This window comes from Pseudoroseicyclus sp. CXY001 (genome assembly GCF_041714655.1).
Classification (GTDB): Bacteria; Pseudomonadota; Alphaproteobacteria; order Rhodobacterales; family Rhodobacteraceae; genus Pseudoroseicyclus_A.
The window spans coordinates 2,547,736-2,563,679 of sequence record NZ_CP168219.1; the positions used below are offsets into that span (position 1 = coordinate 2,547,736).

At 69.3% G+C, this 15,944-nt stretch carries 15 protein-coding genes; 6 read left to right on the forward strand and 9 right to left on the reverse strand.

Annotation, left to right across the window (positions count from 1 at the left end):
* Positions 1 to 23 precede the first annotated feature (23 nt).
* Both ACAZ03_RS12435 and ACAZ03_RS12440 read left to right on the forward strand, forming a co-directional pair.
* Positions 24 to 1,454, forward strand: coding sequence for an MBOAT family protein (locus ACAZ03_RS12435; protein ID WP_373354017.1), 1,431 nt, complete (start codon positions 24 to 26; stop codon positions 1,452 to 1,454).
* A gap of 10 nt (positions 1,455 to 1,464) precedes the next feature.
* Entirely contained in the window at positions 1,465 to 2,526 is a 1,062-nt protein-coding gene (locus ACAZ03_RS12440; protein ID WP_373354019.1) for a hypothetical protein, read from the forward strand.
* Here the strand turns inward: ACAZ03_RS12440 and ACAZ03_RS12445 are convergent.
* The 7 genes from ACAZ03_RS12445 to ACAZ03_RS12475 all read right to left on the reverse strand — a co-directional run bounded on the left by ACAZ03_RS12445 (position 2,510) and on the right by ACAZ03_RS12475 (position 11,468).
* Positions 2,510 to 4,489 carry a TRAP transporter permease gene (locus tag ACAZ03_RS12445; RefSeq protein ID WP_373354021.1) on the reverse strand — a complete coding sequence of 660 codons (1,980 nt, stop codon included), beginning with the start codon at positions 4,487 to 4,489 and terminating at the stop codon, positions 2,510 to 2,512. The two genes, ACAZ03_RS12440 and ACAZ03_RS12445, sit on opposite strands and share 17 nt — an antisense overlap.
* Positions 4,490 to 4,627: 138 nt before the next feature.
* A complete protein-coding gene (locus ACAZ03_RS12450) occupies positions 4,628 to 5,650 on the reverse strand; it encodes a hypothetical protein (RefSeq protein WP_373354023.1) in 1,023 nt (340 codons plus the stop codon).
* Between the two features lie 169 nt (positions 5,651 to 5,819).
* Complete coding sequence (locus ACAZ03_RS12455) at positions 5,820 to 6,290, reverse strand: DUF1850 domain-containing protein (protein ID WP_373354025.1); 471 nt, start codon at positions 6,288 to 6,290, stop codon at positions 5,820 to 5,822.
* Positions 6,287 to 7,252 carry a TAXI family TRAP transporter solute-binding subunit gene (locus ACAZ03_RS12460; protein ID WP_373354027.1) on the reverse strand — a complete coding sequence of 322 codons (966 nt, stop codon included), beginning with the start codon at positions 7,250 to 7,252 and terminating at the stop codon, positions 6,287 to 6,289. The genes ACAZ03_RS12455 and ACAZ03_RS12460 overlap by 4 nt, the downstream gene beginning before the upstream one ends.
* Before the next feature lie 214 nt (positions 7,253 to 7,466).
* Positions 7,467 to 8,309: a fumarylacetoacetate hydrolase family protein gene (locus tag ACAZ03_RS12465; RefSeq protein ID WP_373354029.1), complete on the reverse strand. Its 843-nt coding sequence runs from the start codon at positions 8,307 to 8,309 to the stop codon at positions 7,467 to 7,469.
* 123 nt (positions 8,310 to 8,432) lie between these two features.
* Complete coding sequence (locus tag ACAZ03_RS12470; protein WP_373354031.1) at positions 8,433 to 9,533, reverse strand: fumarylacetoacetate hydrolase family protein; 1,101 nt, start codon at positions 9,531 to 9,533, stop codon at positions 8,433 to 8,435.
* 18 nt (positions 9,534 to 9,551) lie between these two features.
* A complete protein-coding gene (locus ACAZ03_RS12475) occupies positions 9,552 to 11,468 on the reverse strand; it encodes an acyl-CoA synthetase (RefSeq protein ID WP_373354032.1) in 1,917 nt (638 codons plus the stop codon).
* 212 nt (positions 11,469 to 11,680) lie between these two features.
* Between ACAZ03_RS12475 and ACAZ03_RS12480 the strand changes: the two genes are divergently transcribed.
* From ACAZ03_RS12480 to hisH, 3 genes are read left to right on the forward strand one after another with little or no spacing between them, the layout of a single operon-like run.
* Positions 11,681 to 12,496, forward strand: a complete 816-nt coding sequence (locus tag ACAZ03_RS12480) for a DUF6635 family protein (RefSeq protein ID WP_373354033.1) — start codon at positions 11,681 to 11,683, stop codon at positions 12,494 to 12,496.
* 56 nt (positions 12,497 to 12,552) lie between these two features.
* On the forward strand, positions 12,553 to 13,140 hold the full coding sequence (gene hisB / locus ACAZ03_RS12485) for an imidazoleglycerol-phosphate dehydratase HisB (protein WP_373354035.1): 588 nt from the start codon (positions 12,553 to 12,555) through the stop codon (positions 13,138 to 13,140).
* A gap of 7 nt (positions 13,141 to 13,147) precedes the next feature.
* Complete coding sequence (gene hisH, locus ACAZ03_RS12490; RefSeq protein ID WP_373354037.1) at positions 13,148 to 13,780, forward strand: imidazole glycerol phosphate synthase subunit HisH; 633 nt, start codon at positions 13,148 to 13,150, stop codon at positions 13,778 to 13,780.
* Between the two features lie 135 nt (positions 13,781 to 13,915).
* Here hisH and ACAZ03_RS12495 read toward each other — a convergent pair whose 3' ends face one another.
* On the reverse strand, positions 13,916 to 14,188 hold the full coding sequence (locus ACAZ03_RS12495; RefSeq protein WP_373357080.1) for a DksA/TraR family C4-type zinc finger protein: 273 nt from the start codon (positions 14,186 to 14,188) through the stop codon (positions 13,916 to 13,918).
* A 181-nt stretch (positions 14,189 to 14,369) separates the two neighbouring features.
* On the opposite strand from ACAZ03_RS12495, the gene ACAZ03_RS12500 reads away from it, so the two are divergent.
* Positions 14,370 to 15,389, forward strand: coding sequence for a putative zinc-binding metallopeptidase (locus tag ACAZ03_RS12500; RefSeq protein WP_373354039.1), 1,020 nt, complete (start codon positions 14,370 to 14,372; stop codon positions 15,387 to 15,389).
* 85 nt (positions 15,390 to 15,474) lie between these two features.
* Here ACAZ03_RS12500 and ACAZ03_RS12505 read toward each other — a convergent pair whose 3' ends face one another.
* A complete protein-coding gene (locus ACAZ03_RS12505; RefSeq protein WP_373354041.1) occupies positions 15,475 to 15,885 on the reverse strand; it encodes a DUF2147 domain-containing protein in 411 nt (136 codons plus the stop codon).
* Positions 15,886 to 15,944: the final 59 nt, after the last annotated feature.

Genomic DNA, 15,944 nt, shown 5'->3' on the forward strand with positions numbered 1-15,944 from the left:
CGAGGCGGGAGGCGTCAGCCGGGATGCTCTTCACTGATCTGACGTTCTGGGCCTTCTTCGCGGTGGTCGGCGCGCTCTATGTCGCCCTGCCCCACCGGGCGCAGAACCGCATGCTGCTCATCGCCAGCTACGTCTTTTACGGCGCATGGGACTGGCGGTTCCTCGGGCTCATTCTCTTCAGCACGCTCGTCGACTATCTCGTCGGCCTCCGGCTCGGGGCGGAGGAGCGGCCGGCCCATCGCAAGCGGCTCCTCGGCGTGTCGCTCGCCTGCAACCTCGGGCTGCTCGCCGTCTTCAAGTATCTGGGATTCTTCGCCGAAAGCTTCGAGGCGCTGGCGGGGCTCTTCGGCTATGCCCCCGGCTGGGTGACCTTGCAGATCGTTCTGCCCGTCGGCATCTCGTTTTATACCTTCCAGACGCTCAGCTACACGATCGACGTCTACCGGCGCGACCTGCGGCCGACGCGCGACTTTCTCGACTTCGCGCTTTTCGTCGCCTTCTTCCCCCAGCTGGTCGCCGGTCCGATCGAGCGGGCGCGCACCCTGCTGCCGAATATCGAGCTGCCCCGCCAGCTCAGCTGGGAGGCGCTGCGGCGCGGCACCGTCCTTTGCCTTCTGGGGCTCATCAAGAAGGTGGTGATCGCCGACGGCATCGCGCCCTCCGTCGATGCCATCTATGCCAGCCCCGATCCCGCGCGGATCGACATCCTTTTCGCCACCTGGCTTTTCGCCATCCAGATCTATTGCGATTTCTCCGGCTATACCGACATTGCCCGCGGCGTCGCCAAGATTCTCGGTTTCGAGCTGATGCGGAACTTCGCCCAGCCCTATTTCGCCGCCGACCCGCAGGAATTCTGGCGGCGCTGGCACATCTCGCTGTCGTCGTGGCTGCGCGATTACCTCTACATTCCGCTCGGCGGCAGCCGGGGCGGCCGCTGGCGGACCTATCGCAACCTGATGCTGACCATGCTTCTCGGCGGGCTCTGGCACGGGGCGGCGTGGAATTTCGTGCTCTGGGGCGCCTGGCAGGGAGGGCTTCTGGCCGTGCACCGGGCCTTTGCCGGCCGGCACGGCCGCGTCGGCGAGGGCGAGCGGCGCGGCGCGCTGGCATGGGGTTGGCGGCTCGTGAAGATCGCCGCCTTCTTCCAGCTCGTGGCCTATGGCTGGCTCCTCTTCCGCGCCGGCTCCTTCGCGCAGATCGCCGAGTTCACCGGAAGGCTCGCGGGCGCCATTCCGGCGCCCGGCCCCGGCGCCATGCCGGCCCCGCCGCTGGCGGTGCTGCTCGGGATGGGGTTCCTCCTTCTCTGGGACGGCTGGATCGAGCTCTCGGGCGATATGCGCTTCTACGCCCGCTGGCCGGTGTGGCTCCGGGCAGCGCTTTACGCCGGCATGGTCTATCTCTTCGCCTTCGGGGCGACGACGGCGACCTCGGCCTTCATCTACTTCCAGTTCTGAGGAGGGCGCGATGCGGCAGACCTTGCGGACCTTCCTTCTCACCCTCGCGGCGCTCGCGCTGATCGATCTCGCCGCCGCCGGCGCTCTCGGCTGGGCGGCGGGGGCCGGGCGGCTCGGCGGGCTCGTCGCCTATTTCGACTACGGCCGCTCGGTGCCGGGCAAGCTCGCCGCCTGGGACGAGGCGCCGGATGCCCCCGGCAACCTCGCCGATATCGCCTGGCGGCCGGCGCAGCTCGCCGCCTCGGCGGAGGGGTTCGCGGCCGAAGACCCCGGCGCCGGGCCGGTCCTGCGCGCCTACGGGATGTCCTTCACCTCCAACATCCTGGCGGAGGCGGAGGCGCTGGACCCCGCGCTTTCCGTCGACCGCCATGACGGGCCGAGCGCGCCGCCCAACTTCACCTTCGCGCAATTCCTGGACGACCGGCCGAACCGGCGCGCGGGGGATGTCGTGGTGCTCGGCATCCTGTCGTCCTCCCTCCCCGCGATGGCGGCGCTCTCGAACCAGACCTGGGCCTTCGAGCAGCCGGCGCCCTTCACCTATCCGGTCTTCCTGCCGGAGGGGGATGGCCTCGCCCGGATCGAGCCCGTGATCGAGACGGCGGACGAGGCGCGCGACCCTGCCCTCGCCGGCGCCTGGCGCGCGCAGCTCCGCGAGGTCGACGCCTTCCACGCCCCGGTGACCTTCGGGGCCACCTGGGCCGATGCCTCCCCCTTCCTGCGGCTCGTCCGCCGCTCACTCGCCAAACGACATATCGCGCGGGTGGAGCGGCGGATCGAGGCGGGCGAGCTCTATCCCGTCGCCGAGGTGCTGCCCCGGATGATCGCGGCGTTCGCCGCGATGGCGCGCGAGGACGGGCAGGTGCCGGTGGTCCTGCTGATCCAGGGGCGGGACGGGAGCGATCTCGACCTCCTCGCCCTCACGGCGCCGGTGTTGGAGCGGGAGGGCATCCCCTATCTCGCGACGGCCGAGATCGCCTCCCCCTCCGACCCCGCCAATTTCGCCGCCGACAGCCATTACCGCCCGGAGGTCGACCGGCGCTTCGCCGAGGCCCTCCTCAGGCTGCTGCCCTAGCCCCGCCGCCCCGCGCGCTCCACCAGTTGAGCGCCAGAAGCGCCGCGAGCAGCCCCGCGCCAGCGGCCTCCACGGCAATCGACGGCCAGAAGACGGCGATGGTGCCCGGCAACACCAGCACCCGCGCCCAGACCGGCATGGGGCCGAAGAGGAAGCCCTCCAGCGCCGCGGCAAAGGCGGTGAGCGCGAGGATGACGATCACACCGTTCCAGAGCACGAGCGGCAGCGGCCCGCCGAGGATGATGACCGGGTTGAAGACCATGAAGAGCGGGATGAGGTAGAGCCCCTTGGCGTATTTCCACGCCTGCACGGAGGTCTCCATCGGTTTCGACCCCGCGATGGCGGCCCCGGCGAAACCGGCGAGGGCCACCGGGGGCGTAACGTTGCTGTCCTGGCTCCACCAGAAGACCACGAGATGCGCAACGAGAAGCGGCAGGCCGAACTCCTCCGACAGCGCCGGGCCGACGAGGATGATGAGCACGATATAGGCCGCCGTCACCGGCAGCCCCATGCCGAGGACGAGGCTCGCCAGCACCACCATGAGGAGCGCCAGAAGCAGGTTCCCCTGGCTGAAGGCCAGCATCATGGCGGAGAACTTGAGCCCAAGCCCGGTCAGCCCCACGACGCCGACGACGATCCCCGCCACGGCGCAGGCGAGCGAGACGGCGACGGCGTTGCGGGCGCCGAGGCTGAGGGCCTGCAGGGTCTTCTCGATGCCGGCGCGGGTGAGCGCCACGAGCCCGGGCAGCGTCGCCCCAGAGGTCACCCAGCCGATCACCCCGCGCAGCACCGCCGCGCCGATCACCGCGAGGATGGCGTAATAGCCGACCCGCATCGGCGAATAGCCCGCCACCAGCAGCCAGACGAGGGCGACGAGGGGCAGCAGGAAATGCCAGCCCTCGGCCAGCACGTCCCGCACCCGCGGCAGTTCGGCGGCGGGCAGCCCCCGCATCCCCTGCTTCACCGCGGCGATATGGACGAGGAGGTAAACCGAGCCGAAATAGAGCGCGGCCGGGAAGATCGAGACGAGGACGATGTCGATGTAGGGAATTCGGGTGAACTCGCTCATCAGGAACGCCCCGGCGCCCATGAGCGGCGGCATGATCTGCCCGCCGGTCGAGGCCGCCGCCTCGATCCCGCCCGCCTGCGCTGGGCGGTAGCCGAGCTTCTTCATGAGCGGGATCGTGAAGGCGCCAGTGGTCACAACATTGGCGATGGCCGAGCCGGAGATGGAGCCCATTCCCGCAGAGGCGATGACCGCCGCCTTCGCCGGCCCGCCCCGCTGCCGCCCGGTCGCCGCATAGGCGAGGTCGATGAAGAACTTGCCGGCGCCGGTCACCTCGAGGAACGCCCCGAAGAGCACGAAGACGAAGATGAAGGTCGCGGCGACGCCCAGGGGCAGGCCGAAGATCCCCTCGGCCCCCAGCGTCATCTGGCTCGAGAACCGCTCTAGCGTATAGCCGCGGTGATGGAGGATGCCGGGGAGCGTATCGGCCAGCCAAGGCAGCTCGCCCCGCTCGCCGGCGAAGGCATAGGCGATGAAGACCACCCCGATGATCGTGAGCCCGAGCCCGATGGCCCGCCGCGCCGCCTCGAGCACCAGAAGCGTGGTGATGATGCCGACGGTCACGTCGATCCCGCGCGGGATGATGGCATTGGCGATGATGTCGATATGGGCGGGAACCCAGTAGCCGACGAGCACGCCCCCGGCGATGAGCACCCCGTCGACGGCCCAGCCGAGAGGCCCCCGGCGGCGGCGGCCGGTCACGGGGAACATCAGGAACGTCAGGACGAGGATGAAGCCGAGGTGGATCGGCCGCTGGAAGAAGAGCCCGAGCGGCTGGATGCCGGCGGCATAGAGCTGGAAGAGCGACAGGGCGATGCCGATGACCGCGATGGCCCGCAGGACGAGGCGCGGCTGGTCCGGCTCGCCGGGGGTGGTGATGTCGCTGGTCTCGGTCATGGGGCGGCCTGCATGAGGATCGGTCGGGGGGCCGGCCCTGCGGGCCGGATAGAGGTTCTGCCCGCACCGCTCCGGCTGGCTTTCGGCCAGATCATGTGGCGACCGATATGCAGGATCGCGCGGCGGGGCATCATTCCCTCATGTGCTTGCAAGCGAAGTGGTTTTCAGCAGATCGATATCCGGCTCGGCCCGGGGGACGAGCCTGTCCCTGTAGGTCCAGTTGAAGTAATCGGGGATCTTTCCGACATGGCTGCCCGGCACCCAGTATTCCGACAGCTTCTCAAAATCCGCGCGGAAGAGGTCGTCGAAAAGGTCGGATTGGGTCTCGGCACTGAAGTCGCGGGTCCAGAGCTCCTGGGCCTCCATGCAGGCGGCGGCCGTTTCGGGATCCATGTCCCTCATGATCTCGTGCCCGCGCTCATTGCAGATATAGAACTGCCCGGCCGGCAGATGCGCCTCGTCCCCGGCGCTGTTGCGAATGCAGAGATCCTCATCCCGCGCGTAATAATATCCCGGATGCCCCCGGCCCCTCGCAAGCTTGGGAATTTCCGCGCCGCGGCGCGTGTTCGGCGTAGGAAAGCCGGTCCGGTCTATGACGAAATCGTAGAAGCGGTCGAAGGCCGCCGCGTCTTCCTCGAGAAAGAAGAACAGCACATTGTCCTGACCGAAGCTGTCGACATAAAGGCCGACGATGTCCGACAGGAGGCACCCGACCATCTGATCGGACCGGACCGCCTCATCGAACGTCTGCCCATAGGGCTCCGCCAGGCAACGCTCTTGCTCTGAATGCCGCTTTCCGCCGAATCGTGAATAGGATTGGAGAAAGTGATGATAGGCTGACATGCTGCGCGACACGGGCTCGCGGATGGTGAAAATCACGAACGGATTGTCGACGCTCTTGCGGATTCTCTCCACAATTCTCTTGTTCCAGGTAAGATCGGCGACTGTCGTGTAGGTCGGGCTGAATTCGAACCTCAGGGCGCCGGCGTCACTCCCGCCGACGTCGAAGACATCCTCATAGGGGAAATCGCGATCCGTCGCGAAATAGGAATATTCCTTCCCCTCGCGCGGCCCGTAGCACCCTTCGATGTTCTCAAACAGAAAGTTCAGGAGGGTCGTCCCCGACTTTCCCGGCCCGGGGCATATCACTGCAGACTTCATCTCTCTCCGATCCTGTTCCCTGCCACCGCAAAAGCCGGGCCGCGCCCTCGGCCACACGGCGGCTCCAGCAATCGAGCAGGTCGCGCCAAGTGGTCTAGAAGGGATAGTCTTGGCGGTGTCAGGCACCCGCAGGTCGGCATCGAACGGCCGGCGGACGCCCTGCCCCGCCTCATTCCGCCACCAGCGCGATGCGCACCCGCGCATGTTCGGCAAGGGCGGAGAGCGAGACCTCGCCGGCCGCGGCCACCAGCCGGTGGTCCACCGCCATGGCGCCGGGGCGGAGGATATAGGCATCCCCCGGCACCGGCTCGTCGATATTCTCGATCCAGTAGCCATGTGTGTCGTCGGAGGTCTCCTCCCCCCGGCCGATGATATGGCCGAGCCCGGCGGCGTAATCGGGCTGGTGGGAGCGCATCAGCACCATGCGGCCGGCGCGGTTCTCGTAGCAATCCTGCACCTCGAAGCCCTGCACCGAGTGGTTCCAGACGACGCACCAGCCCTGCCCCTCCGGGATCTCCAGCCGCGCGATCTCGGTCTCCCCGGTCTCGGGGCCGCCGAGGATCGTGGCGGTGAGATCGGCCGCCCCGGCGGGGGCGGTGAGGAGGAGGGCAAGGAGCCCTCCCCCGATGGTGCGGATCACGGGCGCAGGTCGTCCGGGATCTCGGCGCCGATCTCCTCGTAGTAGCGCAGCGCCCCCGGATGCAGCGGCACCGGCGTCGCGTTCATCGAGAACTCGACGGTGGTCTCGTTGGCGGCGGGGTGGACAGCCTGCAGCTCGGCGATGTTCTCGTACATCGCCTTGGTGATCTGGTAGACCGCCTCCTCGTCCATCTCGGAGGAGACGACGAGCACGTTCGGCACGCCGACGGTGGCGATGTCATCGGCCACACCCTCGTACATGCCGCCAGGCAGCGACAGGGACGCGAAGGTCGGATCGGCCCCGAGCGCCGCCTCGACCTCGGCCTCGGACAGCGGGATGACCACGATATCGTTGGTGGTCGCGAGGTTGAGGATCGAGGAGGTCGGCGCGCCGACGCTCCAGAAGCCGGCGTCGATGTCGCCGTTGGCAAGCGCATCGGCCGTCTCGTTGAAGTTCAGCCGCTCGGCGGTGAAATCGTCGAAGGAGATGCCGTTGGCCTCGAGAAGCGTCATGGCATTGACCTCCGTCCCCGAGCCGGGCGCGCCGACGGAGACGCGGTGTCCGGGCAGGTCGGCGATCGAGGTGATGCCCGAGCCCTCGAGCGTCACAATCTGCACCATGTTCGCATAGAGCGAACCGACGGCGCGGATCATCGGCAACTCCTGCCCCTCGAAGCGCCCGGTGCCGGTATAGGCCTGCTGGACGGTATCGGCGAGCGCGATGGCGAGGTCGGCATCGCCGGTGGCGATGAGGCCCATGTTCTCGACGGAAGCGCCGGTCACCTCGGCGGTGGCGCTATAGCCCTCGACATGGCCCTCGATGACCTGGGCGAGCCCGCCGCCCATGGGATAATAGACGCCGCCGGTCCCCCCGGTGGCGATGGAAAGCTGGGTCTGGGCGGCGGCCGGCGCGGCAAGGGCGGCGGCAGCGAACCCGATGGCGAAGAGACGTCCGTAAGACATGGTATCCTCCCTTTTGACTTAAGGGAGCCTAGCGGCTGGGGGCGAACAATCAATGGGCTTGGGCGGCGAAGTGTCGCGGGGGGCGGGGTCGGGAGCCGGGGGGAGAGCTCCGGGCGCGGGATGGGTTTGTGACCCACCGCGCCGCGCCCGGGACATCCCGTAGGGTGGGTTTTCAACCCACCTTCGGCGGCGGCGCCCCGCCCCGCCTGCCCCGTCAATCCGCCGCGCAGACCTGCCGCTGGACGCCGAGCCCCTCGACGCCGAGCTCCATGATGTCGCCGGCCTTGAGAAAACGCGGCGGGTTCATGCCCATGCCGACGCCGGGGGGCGTGCCGGTCGAGATTACGTCGCCCGGAAGCAGGGTCATGAACTGGCTGAGGTAGCTCACCAGATAGCGCACCCCGTAGACCATCGTCCCGGTCGTGCCCTCCTGCATGGTCTCGCCATTGACCTTCAGCCAGAGCGGCAGCGCCTGCGGGTCGTCCACCTCGTCGGCCGTCACCAGCCAGGGGCCGAGGGGGCCGAAGGTGTCGCAGCTCTTGCCCTTGGTCCATTGCCCGGCCCGTTCGGTCTGGAAGGCGCGCTCGGAGATGTCGTTGGCCACGCAATAGCCGGCCACATGGTCCATCGCCTCGTCTTCGGAGACGTATTTCGCCGCCTTGCCGATCACGACGGCCAGCTCGACCTCCCAGTCGCTCTTCACCGAGCCGCGCGGGATGCGCACCTCGTCATCCGGCCCGACGATGGCGGAATTCGCCTTCATGAAGATGATGGGCTCCGGCGGCACCTTCTGGCCGGTCTCCGCCGCGTGGTCGGAATAGTTGAGCCCGATGCAGATGAGCTTGCTCGTGCCGGCGACCGGCGGGCCGAGCCGGGGGTTGCCCTCGACCTTCGGCAGGGTGGCGGGATCGGCGGCGGCGATCTGCGCCAGGCCTTCGGGGGTCAGCGCCTCGCCGGCGAGGTCGGGCACCACGCCCGAGAGGTCGCGGATCGTGCCATCCGCATCGAGGAGGCCGGGCTTTTCGGCACCCGGAGGGCCGTAGCGGAGAAGTTTCATGGGCGGGCTCCCTGTTGTCGCGTTTGCCCCAAGGCATAGCCGTCCGGGCGCCCGGGGGCCAGCGGGGCGGCCAGCGGCGCCTGTCGTAGGGACGGCATAGGCGGCCCCCTCGGGGTGTCCGCCCTAGGCCAGCAGCCCCCGCGCCGCGAGGTTCGCCATGAGCGCCCCGATGCCGACCCGCCATTCCGGCGCCTCGGTCGAGAGCGTCACGCGGTTCTCCAACGCGCCGAGCCCGGGCGCCGCGATCCGCACCCTGTCGCCCGGCTTGTGGGTGAAGCCCTCGCCCGGCACGTCGCGATCCTCCACCGGGGCGAAGAGCGTGCCGAGGAAGAGCATCACCCCGTCGGGATACTGGTGATGCCGTCCGATGGTCTGGCGGACGAGATCCTCGGGGTCGCGCGAGATCTCGGCCATGGAGGAATGGCCCGTCAGCCGGTAGCCGTCCGCGCCCTCGACCGTCAGCGTCAGCTCGGCGCGGCGGACGTCATCGAGCGTGAAGCCCGCGTCGAAGAGCCGGATCATCGGGCCGATGGCGCAGCTCGCGTTGTTGTCCTTCGCCTTGCCGAGGAGAAGCGCCGAGCGCCCCTCGACATCGCGGAGGTTCACGTCGTTGCCGAGCGTGGCGCCCCTGATCTCGCCGCGGGAATTCACCGCCAGCACGACCTCCGGCTCGGGGTTATTCCAGCGGGAGGCGGGATGCAGGCCGATCTCGGCCCCCGTCCCGACCGCCGAGAGCACCGGCGCCTTCGTGAAGACCTCGGCATCCGGGCCGATGCCGACCTCCAGATACTGGCTCCAGAGGCCTTCCTCGATCAGCCACGCCTTGACCTCCGCCGCCTGGGGCGAGCCCGGCTGAAGGTCTCGCAGCGCCCCGCCGATGGCTTCGGCAACCCGGGCGCGGATCGCCTCGGCGCGGGCGGGGTCGCCGGCCGCGCGCTCCTCGATCACGCGCTCGATCATCGAGCGGGCAAAGGTGACGCCGCAGGCCTTGATGACCTGCAGATCGCAGGGCGCGAGCAGCGCCACGGCCTCGAGCGGGCCGAGGGCCGCGCCCTCCGCCCCGGCCAGCCAGGCCGCGGCATCGGGGCGCTCGAGGAGCGCGCTCACGGTCGGCACCTCGCGGCAGGTGACGTCGATCACCTGCCCGCCCCTCAGCGTCACCACGGCCGGACCCTCGGGCCCCGCCGCGCGGCCGAGCCAGAGCCCGTCGCCCGGGTCTTCCATCCGCACCTCCGTCACGGCTCAGGCGTCTTCCGAGACGGCGGAGGTCTCCGCCCAGGCCCAGGGCCGGGTGAAGCCGCCGAGCGCCCGGGCGACATCCTCGTCGCCGACCGTGCCGGTGGGTCTGAGATAGGCCACGAGGCCGCGGCGCCGGTCTTCCTCCACCCGCTCCACCTCGGCCGCGACATCGGCGCGGGCCAGCGCCTCGTTGTAGACGCGGGCGATGGCGCGCTTGCGCAGATCGGGCTTGAAGATCTTGCCCACGGCCGTCTTCGGCAGTTCGGGCAGGATCTCGATATGCTTGGGATAGGCCGCCCGCTCATGGACCCGCGCGATGGTGTGAGACATCAGATCGTCGACGCTCGCCTCGCCGCCGGCGACGAGCTCGACATAGGCGCAGGCCACCTCGCCCGAATGCGCATCCGGCTGGCCGATGGCCCCGGCGAGGGCGACGGCGGGATGGGAGGCGAGTGCCTCCTCGATCTCCGCCGGGTCAATGTTGTGGCCGCCGCGGATGATGAGATCCTTGGCGCGGCCCGTGATCCAGATATAGCCGTCCTCGTCGATCCGGCCGAGATCGCCCGTGCGCAGGAACTGCGCGTTGGAGTCCGGCCCCGCGCGGTAGAGATCGGTGTTCTTGGTCTCGTCCATATAGGTCTCGCCGCGCCAGACACCGGGATTGTCGACGCAGATCTCGCCGACCTCGCCCTCCGGCCGCTCCTCGCCGCTGTCGACATCGAAGATCTTCACGTCGCAATGGGGGAAGGGCACACCGATGGAGCCGATCTTCTTCTCGCCGTCGGGCGGATTGATCGAGACGAGGCAGGTGGCCTCGGTCAGCCCGTAGCCCTCGCAGATATTGACGCCGGCCGCCGTCTCGAAGCGCCGGTAGAGCTCTGCCGGCAGGGGCGCCGAGCCGGAAAAGGCCAGGCGGAGCGAGGAGATGTCGGCATTGACGGGCACCTGCATCAGCCGCGAGATCGCGGTCGGCACGGTGATCATGAAGGTCACCTTGTAGCGCTCGATCAGCTTCCAGAAATTGTCGTAGACCCCGTCGCCGCGATAGCCCGCCGGCGTCGGAAAGACGATCTGCGCCCCCGAGCCCAGCGCCGCGCCGAGCGCGACGACCGCCGCGAAGACGTGGAACATCGGCAGCGGGCAGATCATCACGTCGGTCTCCTTGAAGAGGAGCCGGTCGCCCAGCCAGGCGTTGTAGACGATGCCGGAATAGCGGTGCCGCGCGATCTTCGGCATGCCGGTCGTGCCGCCGGTGTGGAAGTAGATCGACACCCGGTCGGCGCCGGAATCCGCGAAGCCCAGTGTCGTGCTCTCGCGGGCGACCTCCTTGTTGAAATCGAGGACGCGGGCGGAATGGTGCACCTCCATCTTCGGGCGGATGAGCGGCACGATCAGCTTCTTGATCCCGGTCATGTAGCGCAGGAGGTCCACCTCCAGCACCGTCTTGACATCGGGCGCATGGCGCAGCGCCTCCGCCGCCTTCTGGGCCACGTCGCTCTTGGGGAAGCTCTTTAGCGTCACCAGCACCTTGGCGCCGGTTTCGCGCAGGAGCGCGGCGATCTGGCTGGGGTCGAGGAGCGGGTTGATCGGGTTGACGATCCCCGCCACCTGACCGCCGAGATAGGTGGTGATGACCTCGGTGCAGTTCGGCATGAGATAGGCGACGACATCGTCCTCGCCGATGCCGAGCCGGCGGAAGAGATTGGCGGTCTGCGCGGTGCGGGCGCGGAGCTCCGCCCAGGTCAGCGTCTCTTCCTTCGCGCCCTCGTCGGCGAACATCTGGAAGGTCGTCGACGGCCGGTCGGGGCAGCGCGAGGCGACGCGCTCGATCATGCCCCAGGTCGTTGTCGGCAGGTCGCGATCCGCCCAGGCGCTTTCCGCTGTGATGGCGCGGCTGTCGTCGATCGAAGCAAAGCTCATGTCATCCTCCCTGCCAGGCGCCTTTGCCGGCCCCTTTTGAGACAACATCGGTGCAGAGCCCCCGGGGGGCAAGAAAATTGCCCGCCGCGCCGCAGCGATACGGGCGGGTGCCCGTGCAGATACAGGCCGGCTGAGAGGGGGCCGGGAGGGGCCCGCGAAGCTGCGGCAGACTGCCTCTTCCACCGGGGCGCGGGGCCCCCCATATCGGGCGCATGGAGCCCGTCGCCACCGCCGAAGCCCTGACCGACCTCGCCCCGCCCGACCCCTTCGCGGCGGCGCGGGCGCGGGTCGACGCCTTCTGCGACAGGCATTTCACGTTCCGCGGCTCGCTTCGGCTCCACCGCGCGGCGCTTGGATGGGATCTCCTCCGCGCGCCCGCAAACGTGGTGCTGGCGCCTTTGCAGATCCTCTCCCGCCTCGGCCAGATGCTGCTCCGCGCCCTTCGCCTGCGCCGCCCGGCGGACTGGCTGGCCCGGCATCCGCTGGTCTTCGAGACCGACCTGTCGGACAGGGTGGCCGCGCATATCCGCGCCGAGCTGCTGCCCGAGGGCGCCGAGCCGCATCTGCCCGCCTATGCCGAGAGCCGCGGCGCCATGGCGGAGCTGGCGACGCAGATCGGCACGCTCGGCACCGGCGCGGTGCTCTTCAAGAGCCTGACGCCGGGGATGCTCTCCTTCGCGCCGGCCGTCGCGCTCGGCGTCGCGCAGAGCGCCGCCATCGCCGCCTTCCCGCTCGGCGCCATGCTCGGCTCCGGCTGGTATGCGCTCTTCCCCGCTGCTGCCTCGACGGGGCTGACCGCCGGCACGATGCTCGGCTTCGCGGCCTTCGGTGCGCTCCTCACCGCCTTCGCCGGGGTGATCGCCGACCCGATCCAGCGGCGCCTCGGCATCCATCAGCGGCGGCTCCTGCGGCTCATCGCCGCCGCCGAGGGGCGGGCGCGCGGCTTCTCGGCCCGCGAGCCCTATCTGGCGCGGCTGGGAGACGCCGCCGACCTCGCCGCCACGCTGACGAAGGCCTTCCGCAGCTAGCCCCTTGGCGCCCCGCCCGGGGCCGGCCTATAAGCCCGGCGACGAAAGGGAGCCCCATGCGCCGCGCCAGCATCACCCGCACCACCAGCGAGACCGCCATCACGGCGGAGATCGCGCTCGACGGCACCGGCAAGGCGGAGATCGCCACCGGCATCGGCTTCTTCGACCACATGCTCGACCAGCTCGCCCGCCACGCGATGATCGACATCACGCTCTCGGCGGAGGGAGACCTGCATATCGACGATCACCACACGGTGGAGGATTGCGGCATCGCGCTCGGCCAGGCGCTGAAGGAAGCCGTCGGCGACAAGGCCGGCATCCGCCGCTACGGCGCCTGCCACCTGCCGATGGACGATGCGCAGATCCGCGTGGCGCTCGACCTCTCCGGCCGGCCGTTCCTGATCTGGAACGTCACCTTCGCCGCCCCGAAGATCGGCACGTTCGACACCGAGCTCGTCCGCGAGTTCTTCCAGGCCTTCTCGACGCACGGCGGCATCACGCTGCATGTCGACCAGCTCCACGGGATCAACGCCCACCATGTGGCGGAGGCCGCCTTCAAGGCGCTGGCCCAGGCGCTCCGCCAGGCGGTGGAGCCTGACCCGCGCCGCGAGGGGGCTATCCCGTCGACCAAGGGAACGCTGTGAGGCGGCCATGAGCGTCGCGCTGATCGACTACCAGTCGGGCAACCTCCACTCCGCCCGCAAGGCCTTCGAGCTCGTGGCGGCGGAGGTTGGCGCCGGCGCGGTGACCGTGACCGACAGCCCCGACGTGGTGGCCGCCGCCGACAGGATCGTCCTGCCCGGCGACGGCGCCTTCCCCGCTTGCGCCCGAGCGCTCCGCGCCATCCCGGGGATGGAGGAGGCCTTGAGCGAGGCCGTCCACGCCCGCGGCCGGCCTTTCTTGGGCATCTGCGTCGGCATGCAGCTTCTGGCCACCACGGGGTTTGAGTACGAGGAGACGCCGGGCCTCGGCTGGATCGACGGAGCCATCCGGCGGATCGACGCGCCGGGGCTGAAGGTGCCGCATATGGGCTGGAACGACCTGGTGCTCGCCCGGCCGCATCCGCTGCTCGAAGGGATCTCCACCGGCGATCACGCCTATTTCGTCCATTCCTATGCGATGGATGTGGAGAATGAGGGCGACCGCCTCGCCCATGCCGAGTACGGCGGGCCGGTGACGGCCATCGTGGCGAAGGGCAATGTGGCGGGCATGCAGTTCCACCCCGAGAAGAGCCAGGCCACCGGCCTGCAGCTCATCCGCAACTTCCTGACCTGGGCGCCCTGAGCGAAGAATTTTCTGCGGAAAATTCTTGTGCCCCGCCGCGGGCGGCGCGCAGGGAGGAGAGTGCGGGAGCGAGGGGCCGTCTGCCCCTCGCGCTCCCCGAAGGGTATTTGGAAAGGGGCAGAGGCAGGGGAGCGCCTATTTCAGCTGGCTGTCCTTCGAGCCGCGGCGGTTGATGCCGCCGCGCTGGGTCTGCCGCTTGTCGCGCCCGCCCTGGCATTCGACGCAGAGCTTCACGCCCGGGATCGCCTTGCGGCGCGCCTCGGGGATCTCTTCGCCGCATTCGGCGCATTCGGTCAGGCTTTCGCCCTCGGGCGCCCGGCGGAGCGCCTGCATCCGCTTCAGCTCGTCGGCGATCGACGCCTCGATCTGTTCTTCCACCGCTCCGTCGCGGGACCAGCCTCCGGCCATGGTCGCCTCCATTCGTTTGCCCTTAAAAGATAGGGCGCGGCCGGTCGGGCGCCCAGCCCCTCAAAGGTTTTTCGCCCGAGGAGGGAACCTCGGCGCGCGCCAGCCGCTTGTCTGTCGCCAGACCGCTCTTGCGCCCGTACTTGCCCCCCCGCCCTTTCCCGCCCTGACCCGGAGCCCTTCCTTGCAAATCTTCACCTGCCCGGCCTGCCAAGCGCCGCTGTATTTCAACAACCTCACCTGCGGCTGCGGCGCCGACGTCGCCTTCGATCCCGAGGCGCAGGCGATGGTGCTGGATGCCGACACCTGCGCGCACCGCGCCGATATCGGCTGCAACTGGGTGGCCGAGGACGGGCCCTACTGCCGCTCCTGCGTGATGACCGAGGTCGTCCCCGACCTGTCGCTGCCCGACAACCTGCCCCTGTGGTCGAACACCGAGCTCGCCAAGCGCTGGATGCTCGCCAATCTCGGCCGATGGGGCTGGTTCAGCCGCGCCGACACCGGCGCGCGGCCGCATTTCCGGCTCCTGTCGGAAGAGACGCGGACGGGCGAGACGCAGGTCACGATGGGCCATGATGCCGGCGAGATCACGATCAACATCTCGGAGGCCGGCGCCGCGACCCTGGCCGTGCGGCAGGAGCAGATGGGCGAGCTCTACCGGACGATGCTCGGCCACATGCGCCACGAGATCGCGCATTTCCTCTTCGAGCGGTTGGCCGCGGGCCCCTCGGGCGAGACGGAGTTCCTGCCGGCCTTCCGCGCCCTCTTCGGCGACGAGCGGGAGGATTACGCCGCCGCGCTCCAGCAGCATTACGCCGCGCCGCAGCCGGCGGACGAGACGCATATCACCAGCTATGCTACCTCGCATCCGCATGAGGACTGGGCGGAGACCATCGCCCATATCCTCCACCTGACCGATCTCGCCGACAGTGCCGCCGCCGCGGGGCTGTCGCTGCGCGACGGCGCGGCGCTGCCGCAGCGGCGCGGCATGTTCCGGCGGAAGGCGGGGGCGGGCGCGCCGCCCGATGCCTATGCCGAGGCGGATACCGAGGCGCTGCTGACCCGGGCGATCGATCTCTCCATCGCGGTCAACCACGTGAACCGCACGATGGACCTGCCCGATCTCTACCCGTTCGTGCTGCCGCAGGGCCTGCACGACAAGCTGACCTTCGCCCATCAATCGGTGCGGGAGCTGCCGGCCTAAACGCCGGCCGCCCCGTCTTTGCTCCCGATATATCCTCGGGGGAGTCGCCGAAGGCGGCGGGGGCAGACAGCCCCCCGGTCTGCCGTCAGCCGACCCGCGCCCAGGTCTGGCTGGCGCAGAACAGCCCGCCGGCCACGCAGCCCCTCAGCTGCATCCGGTCGCCCGAGACGGCCACCTTTCCGAGGTAGATCTTGTCGTTGGACGGCCGCCAGACCTGGCCCTCGTATTCGCTGCCGCCGACGGGCACCATGTCGATGACGATCTGCCGGCCGAGCGTCTCGGATTGGAACTCGCCATCGGCGTTGAACGTCCGCGAGATCACGCCGCAGAAGGCCGATCCGCAGGGGGCGATGGTGACAAGCGCATAGGCGCCCTCATCAACCTGGGTCTGCCAGAGCCCCTCGATCGGGTCGGCCGCGGCAAGGGTGGCGCTGGCGATCAGGGCGGCGAGCGCGGCGGTCATCGCCGCGGTCAGGCGGGCAAGAAACTGGGTCATCGGAAGCTCCTCCTCTTTGCCTCACGCTGGGGCAGGCCGGCCCCGGCCGTCCAGTCTGA

What these genes read in the sequence shown, in the direction of transcription:
- ACAZ03_RS12435 (WP_373354017.1), top strand. Translation starts at nt 24, where the DNA reads ATGCTCTTCACTGATCTGACGTTCTGGGCCTTCTTCGCGGTGGTCGGC.
- ACAZ03_RS12440 (WP_373354019.1), top strand. Translation starts at nt 1,465, where the DNA reads ATGCGGCAGACCTTGCGGACCTTCCTTCTCACCCTCGCGGCGCTCGCG.
- ACAZ03_RS12445 (WP_373354021.1), bottom strand. Translation starts at nt 4,489, where the DNA reads ATGACCGAGACCAGCGACATCACCACCCCCGGCGAGCCGGACCAGCCG.
- ACAZ03_RS12450 (WP_373354023.1), bottom strand. Translation starts at nt 5,650, where the DNA reads ATGAAGTCTGCAGTGATATGCCCCGGGCCGGGAAAGTCGGGGACGACC.
- ACAZ03_RS12460 (WP_373354027.1), bottom strand. Translation starts at nt 7,252, where the DNA reads ATGTCTTACGGACGTCTCTTCGCCATCGGGTTCGCTGCCGCCGCCCTT.
- ACAZ03_RS12465 (WP_373354029.1), bottom strand. Translation starts at nt 8,309, where the DNA reads ATGAAACTTCTCCGCTACGGCCCTCCGGGTGCCGAAAAGCCCGGCCTC.
- ACAZ03_RS12470 (WP_373354031.1), bottom strand. Translation starts at nt 9,533, where the DNA reads ATGGAAGACCCGGGCGACGGGCTCTGGCTCGGCCGCGCGGCGGGGCCC.
- ACAZ03_RS12475 (WP_373354032.1), bottom strand. Translation starts at nt 11,468, where the DNA reads ATGAGCTTTGCTTCGATCGACGACAGCCGCGCCATCACAGCGGAAAGC.
- ACAZ03_RS12480 (WP_373354033.1), top strand. Translation starts at nt 11,681, where the DNA reads ATGGAGCCCGTCGCCACCGCCGAAGCCCTGACCGACCTCGCCCCGCCC.
- hisB (WP_373354035.1), top strand. Translation starts at nt 12,553, where the DNA reads ATGCGCCGCGCCAGCATCACCCGCACCACCAGCGAGACCGCCATCACG.
- hisH (WP_373354037.1), top strand. Translation starts at nt 13,148, where the DNA reads ATGAGCGTCGCGCTGATCGACTACCAGTCGGGCAACCTCCACTCCGCC.
- ACAZ03_RS12495 (WP_373357080.1), bottom strand. Translation starts at nt 14,188, where the DNA reads ATGGCCGGAGGCTGGTCCCGCGACGGAGCGGTGGAAGAACAGATCGAG.
- ACAZ03_RS12505 (WP_373354041.1), bottom strand. Translation starts at nt 15,885, where the DNA reads ATGACCCAGTTTCTTGCCCGCCTGACCGCGGCGATGACCGCCGCGCTC.